Source organism: Anaerolineae bacterium (assembly GCA_014360855.1).
In the GTDB taxonomy this organism is placed as follows: domain Bacteria; phylum Chloroflexota; class Anaerolineae; order JACIWP01; family JACIWP01; genus JACIWP01.
On the sequence record JACIWP010000124.1, the window covers coordinates 1 to 8,640 of the forward strand.

Sequence of the window (8,640 nt, forward strand, 5' to 3'; positions counted from 1 at the left end):
CGTCAACACCGCGCCCTATGTCTATCACCTGAACAACCTCCTGCGCTGGGGGCTGGGATGGGCATTAGGCATCGCTGGCCTGGCCGGCGTGCTGGCCGCATTGGTCCATCTGGTGTGGGCGGTGATCCGCCGGCCGGCAGGCGAGACGGCCGGTCTCTGGGAGAGGGTACAGGCGGTGACGAGGGAGCCGGCGCGCTGGGGGCTGTTCCTGGTGCTGGCCTGGGCACTGCCCTATTTCTTCCAGGTGGGCGGCTATGAGGTCAAGTTCGTGCGCTACATGGTGCCGCTGGTGCCGTTCCTCTGCCTGCTGGCGGCCTGGCTGATGGTGAGGCTGGCGGATGCGGCCGGCCAGCTCGCTGAACGCCTGCCGGCGACGGCCTGGGGCCGCGCCCATTTGCCCCGCCTGGGGGCCGAAGGAGCGCTGGAAGGCCGGCGCTGGCATGCCGCCGCCGGCGGATTGGTCATCGCCCTGGTGCTGGTGCCCACCCTGCTTTGGGCGCTGGCCTTTATGAGCGTGTATGCCCGCCCCCATACCTGGTACCAGGCCTCCCGCTGGATATATGCTAATGTCCCGGACGGCGCGGCGCTCAGCGAGGAAATCTGGGATGATTCCCTGCCGGTGAGCCTGCCGGCGGAGGGGGAAAGCCCCGGCCGGCACGGCTACCGCCATGTGGCGATGAACATGTACCACGACATGCCGCCGGAGGAGAAGCTCCAGCACATCGCCGGCGTGCTCCACCAGGTCGACTACGTGGTGCTGACGACGCCGCGGCTGTACGGCTCCATCCGCCGGCTCCCCTGGCGCTATCCGGTGGAGATCCGCTATTACGAACTGTTGTTCCAGGGCCGGCTGGGGTTCGAGCTGGCCTATTCCGCGACCTCCTACCCGCGGCTGTGGGGGAAAGAGTTCCCCGATGACGCCGCCGACGAGAGCTTCAGCGTCTACGACCATCCCAAGGTGCTGATCTTTCGCAAGGTGCGCGACCTGAGCGAGGAGGAGTTCCGCTCCCTCTTCGCCGGCGCGCTCCAATCCACCCCGCTGGTGCGGCGAGACGTGAAGGAGCCGCCGGCCGAACTGCCGGTGCCGGCCTACCGCAAATCCCTGATGCTGGACCGGCCGGTGGATGAACTGCCGGCGGTGCACGATTGGGCGTGGAACCCGCTGGCCAATGCCGGCACCCTGCCGGCGGTGCTGGTCTGGCTGGTCGTGCTGATGCTGGTGGGGCTGGCCGGCTGGCCGCTGGCGGCCCTGCTCTTCCCGGATATGCCCGGGCGCGGATACGGCCTGGCGCGGGTCTTGGGCCTACTGGCAGTGGCCTACTTCTGCTGGCTGGCCGCCAGCCTGCGGCTGTGGAAGTACACGACCGGCGCGGCCTGGCTCTCGCTCGCCCTCCTGTTCGCCATCGGATGGCTGTTGTTCCGCCGGCGCCGGCTGGACGTGCGGGAACTGTGGCGCCGGCACCGGCAGGAGGTCCTGCTCAGCGAGGCGGCCTTCCTGGCCGGCTTCGGCGTGTTCCTGCTCCTGCGCCTGCTCAATCCTGACCTGTGGCATCCCCTGCGGGGCGGCGAAAAGCCGATGGAGTTCGGCTTCCTGAACGCCATCCTGCGCAGTGCCTGGATGCCGCCGTACGACCCCTTCTTCTCCGACGGCTATATCAACTATTACTATTACGGCCTGTTCGCCGTCTCGACGCTGATCAAACTGGCCGGCGTGCGCCCCTCCATCGGTTTCAACCTGCTCATCCCCACATTGGCCGGCCTGACGACGAGCGGAGCCTTCGTGCTGGGATGGGCACTGACGGGCCGGCGGCGTTTCGGGGCGGCCGCGGCCGGTTTTGTCGCGCTCATCGGCAACCTGGCCGGCGCCTTCCCCATCCGCGGCTACGGCGGACTGCCGGAGGTCGGGCAGGCCCTGCGGAGCCTGGCGGATGAGCATCTACGTGGAAGCCTGGCCGGCATCCTGCAGGGATTGGCGCGCTGGATCGCCGGCGCTCCTCTGCCCCTGCGCACCGACTGGTTCTGGGATGCCTCGCGCGCCCACGGCGTCTATGAGAACACCATCACCGAGTTCCCCTTTTTCAGCTTCTTGTTCGCGGATCTGCATCCGCATGTCATCAGCCTGCCCTTTGCCATCCTGCTGATCGCCCTGCTGGTGAGCCTGGTGCGCTCCGTCAAGAAGGGGGAGCCGGCGGATGACCTGCCGCTGGCCCTGGCTCTGCCAGTCACGGCCTGGGTGCTGGGCACCATGGCGGTCAACAATATGTGGGATTTCCCGGTCTACCTGTTGCTGACCGCCGGCGCCTTGCTCCTGGCGCACTGGGCCGCCGATGCGCGCTTCGCCGGCCTGCGCCTTCCCGAAGCCGTCCTCGCCGCCGGGTTGGGCGCCGGCCTGCTGGGAGCGGCGGGGCTGGCTCTGTACGCGCCCTTCTTCACCTATTTCCAGGCCTTCGTGCGCGGCCTGGGACAGGTTACGTATCCCACCGAGGCCAATTATTACCTGGGCATGTTCGGGTTCTTCCTGTATCCGCTGGCGGGGCTGGCGGCCGGCATGGCACTGGCGCGGCTCTGGCGCTGGTGGCAGGCGGAGAGCCGAAGACGTGCTGTACCGGCCCTGCCGGCGGAGAGCGTCATCGGCCACGGGGCGCTGTACTTGGAGGAAGAGCTGGACGAGTTCTACGAGGCGGTCTCGGACGGCCGGTTGGCCCCGGCCAGCCAGGGACTGGCAGAAGCGCCGGAGACCGAGGCTCGCCCGCCGGCGTTCCGCTTCTCCGCATGGTGGGCGGCAGGGCTGGCGGTGCCGGTGATCTCCGCCGCCCTGCTCCCGCTGATGTATGGCCGGCTCAACGGCTTACAAATCCTCACGTTCATCATCATCGGCGAGCTGGTGCTGGGGGCGCTGTGGCTGGTGACGCGGCACGATCTGCCCATCGAGGAGCGGCTGTCGGCACTGCTGATGCTGATGGGCCTGCTGGTATGCCTGGGGGTGGAGATCGTCTATGTGCGCGATCATCTGGGCGGCACCTACTACCGCATGAACACCATCTTCAAGTTTTACATGCAGGCCTGGGTACTGATGGGGCTTGGGAGCGCCGGCGTCCTGGCGATGGTGGTGCGCCGGCTGGCCGGCCGTGCGCCGCTCCTGCGGGGGGCCTGGTGGGCCGGCTTCAGCATCCTCCTGGCGCTCTCCCTGGTCTACCCGGTCTTCGCATCCTATGCCCGGGTGCATGACCGCTTCCCCGTTGCCCCGCCCATCGGCACACTGGACGGCCAAGCCTATATGGGGACGGCGGAGTATATCTGGGAAGGACATCCCATCTTTATGGCGCCGGACTATGATGCCATCCGCTGGCTGGAGGAACATATCGAGGGCACGCCGATCATCCTGCAGGCGCCGTGGGAATTCTACCGCGCCAACGGCGTGCGCATTGCCTGGAACACGGGCTTCCCGACGGTCATCAATCCCCTGCATGAGAACGAACAGCGCTACCCGGAGCTGATTCCAGAGCGGGAGCAGGACGTGCACCGCATCTACAGCGAGCTGGACCCGAACGCCATCCTGCCCCTGCTGCGCCAATATCATGTGGGATATATATACGTCGGCCCCTTTGAGCGGGCGGTATATCCCGCGGCAGGGCTGGCCAAGTTCGCCGGCCTGGTCGGCTCCGTGCTCGACCTGGTCTATGACAGCGGCGAGGTGCAGATTTACGCCGTGCGCCGGCAGGAACTGGGGACGGCCGCGCCGGCCGCCGTCCCGCTGGTCGTGCCCACGGTCTCGCCCGAGCAAGAGGCGCGGCGCGTCGAGGCGGAGCTGGAGCGCCTGCGCCGGCTGGCCGACGCCAACCCGTCCGACGCCGGCCTGCAGTTCGAGCTGGGCAACCGCCTGCGACAGCTCGGCCGGTATGAGGAGGCGGTGGAGGTTTTCCGCCGCTCGCTCCAGCATCATCCCGAGGATGTGGCGATGTACCACACTCTTGGAGACACGTACCAGGAGATGGGCCGGCCGGACGATGCCCTCCAGCAGTATCAGGCCGCGGTGAACGCCGCGCCGCAGAACCCGGCGGCCTACAATAAGCTGGGTATGGCCCTGCGCGATAGGGGACGACTCCCCGAAGCAGAGGCGGCTTTCCGCCAGGCCATTGCGGTGGCGCCGGAATTTGCCGAGGCCTATTACCATCTGGGGGAGGTGCTGGAGGAGATGGGGCGCCGGGATGAGGCCGGCGAGCTTTACCGCCGGCTGGTAGAGCTGGCCCCGCAGAGCGACTGGGGAGCGCGCGCTGCGGAGCGGCTGAGGGCATTGGGGCAGGCAGAGCAGTAGGACTACCGCAGTACCGAGGAGAGGACGATGAAGTGGTCCGCGTTCAGCGCATGGTTGGAGATCATCAGCCGGATATTCGAGGGCTTTGAGGTACGGGAGGATTTCGCGCCGGCCTGGATGCAGAACCCCTATACGGGCCGGCGGCTCAAGCTCGACCGCTATTATCCGGAGCTGGGCATCGCCCTGCGCTTCGTGGGGGGCATGCGCACCCAGAGCCGGCGCATCAGCGACGAGGAGGTGGAGGAAGAGGAGAACCGCGACGCGGTGCGCGAGTGGCTGTGCCGGCGGCAGGGCGTCACGCTGGTGCGGGTTGACCCGGAGCATCCCGACCCGCGCCAGCAGGTTGGCTACCTGCGCGCCGCGCTCAGCCGCACCTCGCGCATTCTGGCGCAGAGCGATATGCCGCTGGAGTACAAGCAGGGGCTGGCACCGCGCATTGCGGAAGCGCGCCGGCGCTGTGACGAGATCGCCCGCCGGCTGACCCGCCCGGAGGACCTGCAGATGTTCGCCGAGCTGTGGCAGGACCGGCAGTACAGAGCGCTGGCCAGCTCCACGGCAGAGCCGGCGCGCCCATCGGCGCCGGAGGCCCTGGAACGGTATCGGGCCGGCATGGCGGTGCATCACATCTTCCTCGGGCATGGTGTGGTGGAAGAGGTGGTGCCGGAAAAGGGGGATGTGCGGGTGGTGGTGCGCTTTGATGATGGCCAGGTGCGGCAGTTCCTGGCCAGCCTGGTGGGGGACAAGCTACTGCCGGCGTGACCCCTGCGAACACCCCGACCACAGCTTGGTTTGTGAATGTGCACGCTTTCCCGATATGTTTTGACAAGAACTGCCAGAGACGGTATAATGAAATTTGTTAGCTTGCTCCTACAGCGAATATACTCGTTGTCGACGGATTCCCATTCAGGAGCGTCGTGATGCCGATCGACTACCTGCCGATTCTCATTCTGGTGATCTTCGCCACAGGGTTTGCCGCCATCGCCCTCATTGTCCCGATGTTCATCGGCCCCCGCAAGCCGGCGAAGAACAAGCTGTACACGTATGAGGCCGGCAAAATCCCCTTCGGGAGCCCCTGGGAAAAGCGCATCTCCATCAAATACTATGTGACCGCCATGCTTTTCCTCCTCTTCGACGTGGAGGTGCTCTTCCTGTACCCTTGGGCGGTGGTGCTCAAGCAGTTGAAGCTCTTCGGCCTGATAGAGATGGCTGTTTTCCTCCTTATCCTCCTGGTAGGCTATATCTACGTATGGCGTAAGGGGGCGTTTGAATGGGAATAGAGACGAAGCTCGGCGATACGGTTATTGCTACCTCGCTGGAATGGCTGGTCAACTGGGCGCGCAAGTACTCCGTCTGGCCGCTGACCGCCGGCCTGGCCTGCTGTGCGATTGAGATGATGGCCGCCGGCGGTCCCCGCTTCGACATCAGCCGCTTCGGCGCAGAGGTCTTCCGCCCCTCTCCGCGCCAGCCCGATCTGCTCATCGTCTCGGGCCGCGTCTCCCAGAAAATGGCCCCGGTGGTCAAGCGCCTCTACGAACACCTGGCCGAACCCAAGTGGGTCATCGCCATGGGCGCCTGCGCCAGCAGCGGCGGCATGTTCAACAATTACGCCGTCATCCAGGGCGTGGATAAAATCATCCCGGTGGACGTCTACATTCCCGGCTGTCCGCCGCGGCCCGAAGCCCTGCTCTACGGCCTGACCCTGCTCCAGAAGAAAATCGAGAAAGATCGTTTCAGGGATTACGCATAATCGGCTTTCGTCACTGGACGCGCATGTTCGCTCACCAATACAGCGGTCGGTAAGGAATGGGCATGATCGAAGGGAACCTGACTCTCGACAAACTGCAGGCGCAGTTCCCCGGGGCCGTCTTGGATGCCGTGGACTGCAAGGGCGATGTCACCATCACGGTGGCAGTGGACCGTCTGCTGGACATCTGCCGCTTTCTGCGGGATGATCCTGACCTGCGGTACGACCTGCTGTCCTTCGTCACGGCGGTGGACCGGCTCCATCTGGGGATTCAGCCCCGCTTCGCCACGATATACAACCTGTACTCGCTGACCCACCGCCGGCGCATTATGCTCAAGGTCCCGCTGGAAGGCGACCCACCGCACTGCCCCAGCGTCACCTCCATCTGGCCGGGCGCCGACTGGCACGAGCGCGAGACCTACGACCTGATGGGCATCATTTTCGACGGCCATCCCTCCCTTTGCCGCATCATGCTCCCGGATGATTGGAAGGGGCATCCACTGCGCAAGGATTATCCCCTGGGCGGGGAACCGGTGGCCTTTTCGGAGAACGCCGACGACCCAGCGCTGGCCGGCCTGGGCACCCAGGTGATGGATGCTCCCTCGACCCCACCCCTCCTGCCGCCGAGCTGGGTGGATGACCCCGCCATGCTGGTGGTCAACTTCGGCCCCCAACACCCCGCCACGCACGGCGTCATGCGCTTCGTGCTCCAGCTCGACGGCGAGAAAATCGTGCGTTGCTGGCCGGACCCCGGGCACCTGCACTCCGGCATTGAGAAGACGGTCGAGTACAAGACCTACATGCAGGCCATCCCCTATACCGACCGCATGGACTATGTCTCGGCCATGAACAACAACCTGGGGCTGATCCTGGCCATCGAGAAACTGCTCGATATCGAGCCGCCGCCGCGCGCCCAGGTCTTGCGGGTGATCTTGTGTGAGCTACAGCGCCTGGCGGCGCACTGCATCTGGATCGGCACCAGTTGTCTGGACCTCTCGGGCACGATCCATGCCCTGCTCCTGTACGCCTTCCAGCAGCGCGAGTACATCCTGAACATCTTCGAGATGGTCGCCGGCGCCCGCCTCACCCCCACCTACTTCTGCGTGGGCGGGGTGCGCTGGGATGTGCCCGAGGGCTTCGTGCCGGCGGTGCGCTCCTTCCTGGAAGGCTTCGTCAAGGCGCTGGACGAATGGGAGACCATGCTGACGAACAACCCCATCTGGCTCTCCCGCACCAAGGGCATCGGGTACCTGCCGCTCGACAAGGCCATTGCCATGGGGGTGACCGGACCGTGTCTGCGCGGCAGTGGGCTGGCCTACGATGTCCGCAAGTACGCGCCCTATGCCGCCTACGACCAGTTCGAATTCGATATCCCTACCCAGAAGGAAGGGGACTGCTATGCCCGCTACCTGGTGCGGGTGGCGGAGATGCGCCAGAGCGTGCGCATTATCCAGCAGGCGCTGGCCAAACTGCCGGCCGGCCCGGTCAAGGCCGACGAGCGCAAGGTGGTCCTGCCGCCGCGGGCGGAACTGGAAACGAGCATGGAGGCACTCATCCATCACTTCAAGCTGGTGACGGAGGGGTTCAACGTGCCGGCCGGCGAGGTCTATGCCGCTGTGGAGGCCCCCAAGGGCGAGCTGGGCTTTTACCTGGTCTCCGACGGCGGCCCCAAGCCCTATCGCTTGAAGATCCGCGGCCCCTCCTTCTCCAACATCGCCGCCTCGCCCATTATGGCGGAGGGCGCCTGGCTGGCCGATATGGTGGCCATCATCGGATCCATTGATATCACCATGGGAGAGGTCGACCGCTAGACGCGGGCGGGAGGAAAGCCTTGATCCTGTCAGAGACAGCGAGAGCGCAGATTCGCCAGTTGATGCAGCGGTACCCACAGGCGCGTTCGGCGCTGTTGCCGGCGCTGGACATCGCCCAGCGCGAGGCCGGCTACCTGTCCCCCCAGGTCCTGCGGGAAGTGGCCGTCCTGATGGACCTGCCCCCCGTGGAAGTGGCCTCGGTCGCCAGCTTCTACACCATGCTGTACCGCCGGCCGGTCGGCAAGCATGTCATCCAGGTCTGCACCAACATCTCCTGCTCCTTGATGGGTGCGGAGCATATCGTGGATGTCCTGCGGAAGAAGCTGGGCATCGAAGTGGGGGAAACCACGCCCGACGGCCGATTTACCCTGCTTACTGTGGAGTGCCTGGGGTCGTGCGGCACTGCGCCGATGATGCAGGTGGATGACACCTATTACGAGAACCTTACCGAGGAGCGGCTGGACGCTATCCTGGCCGAGCTGTCCAGGGATTGAGCCGGCGGCAATCGCTGACGAGGTAGTTGAAGGACGAGCGAATGGCTGAGAAGATTCTACTGCGCAATGTCGGGGTGCCCAATTCACATACCATCGAAGTCTACCTCCAGCGCGGGGGGTACCAGGCGCTGGCCAAGGCGCTGAAGGAATACACGCCCCAGCAGTTGGTGGAGCTGGTGAAGGCCTCCGGTCTGCGGGGGCGCGGCGGCGCCGGCGTCCCCACCCGCGGAAAAATGCGCTTCCCGCCGGCGGAGTTGTTCCCCCGCTACCAGGTAT

The 8,640-nt window shown here is 65.6% G+C and carries 7 protein-coding genes; all 7 read left to right on the forward strand.

Annotated elements, in window-relative coordinates; translation table 11 throughout:
* On the forward strand, positions 1-4,315 hold a 4,315-nt coding region (locus H5T60_08155; protein MBC7242401.1), incomplete at its 5' end, for a tetratricopeptide repeat protein.
* 27 nt (positions 4,316-4,342) lie between these two features.
* Positions 4,343-5,074, forward strand: coding sequence for a hypothetical protein (locus H5T60_08160; protein ID MBC7242402.1), 732 nt, complete (start codon positions 4,343-4,345; stop codon positions 5,072-5,074).
* Positions 5,075-5,232: 158 nt separating this feature from the next.
* Positions 5,233-5,592 carry an NADH-quinone oxidoreductase subunit A gene (gene ndhC / locus H5T60_08165; protein MBC7242403.1) on the forward strand — a complete coding sequence of 120 codons (360 nt, stop codon included), beginning with the start codon at positions 5,233-5,235 and terminating at the stop codon, positions 5,590-5,592.
* On the forward strand, positions 5,583-6,062 hold the full coding sequence (locus H5T60_08170) for an NADH-quinone oxidoreductase subunit B (protein MBC7242404.1): 480 nt from the start codon (positions 5,583-5,585) through the stop codon (positions 6,060-6,062). The genes ndhC and H5T60_08170 overlap by 10 nt, the downstream gene beginning before the upstream one ends.
* 62 nt (positions 6,063-6,124) lie before the next feature.
* Positions 6,125-7,870, forward strand: a complete 1,746-nt coding sequence (locus H5T60_08175) for an NADH-quinone oxidoreductase subunit D (protein ID MBC7242405.1) — start codon at positions 6,125-6,127, stop codon at positions 7,868-7,870.
* A 23-nt stretch (positions 7,871-7,893) separates the two neighbouring features.
* On the forward strand, positions 7,894-8,364 hold the full coding sequence (gene nuoE / locus H5T60_08180) for an NADH-quinone oxidoreductase subunit NuoE (protein ID MBC7242406.1): 471 nt from the start codon (positions 7,894-7,896) through the stop codon (positions 8,362-8,364).
* 41 nt (positions 8,365-8,405) lie between these two features.
* Positions 8,406-8,640, forward strand: a 235-nt coding sequence (locus H5T60_08185) for an NADH-quinone oxidoreductase subunit F (GenBank protein ID MBC7242407.1), incomplete at its 3' end; no start/stop codon positions are given.

Bases quoted from the DNA above. Each gene is read 5' to 3' on its own strand.
- H5T60_08160 (MBC7242402.1), top strand. From the start codon at position 4,343: ATGAAGTGGTCCGCGTTCAGCGCATGGTTGGAGATCATCAGCCGGATA.
- ndhC (MBC7242403.1), top strand. From the start codon at position 5,233: ATGCCGATCGACTACCTGCCGATTCTCATTCTGGTGATCTTCGCCACA.
- H5T60_08170 (MBC7242404.1), top strand. From the start codon at position 5,583: ATGGGAATAGAGACGAAGCTCGGCGATACGGTTATTGCTACCTCGCTG.
- H5T60_08175 (MBC7242405.1), top strand. From the start codon at position 6,125: ATGATCGAAGGGAACCTGACTCTCGACAAACTGCAGGCGCAGTTCCCC.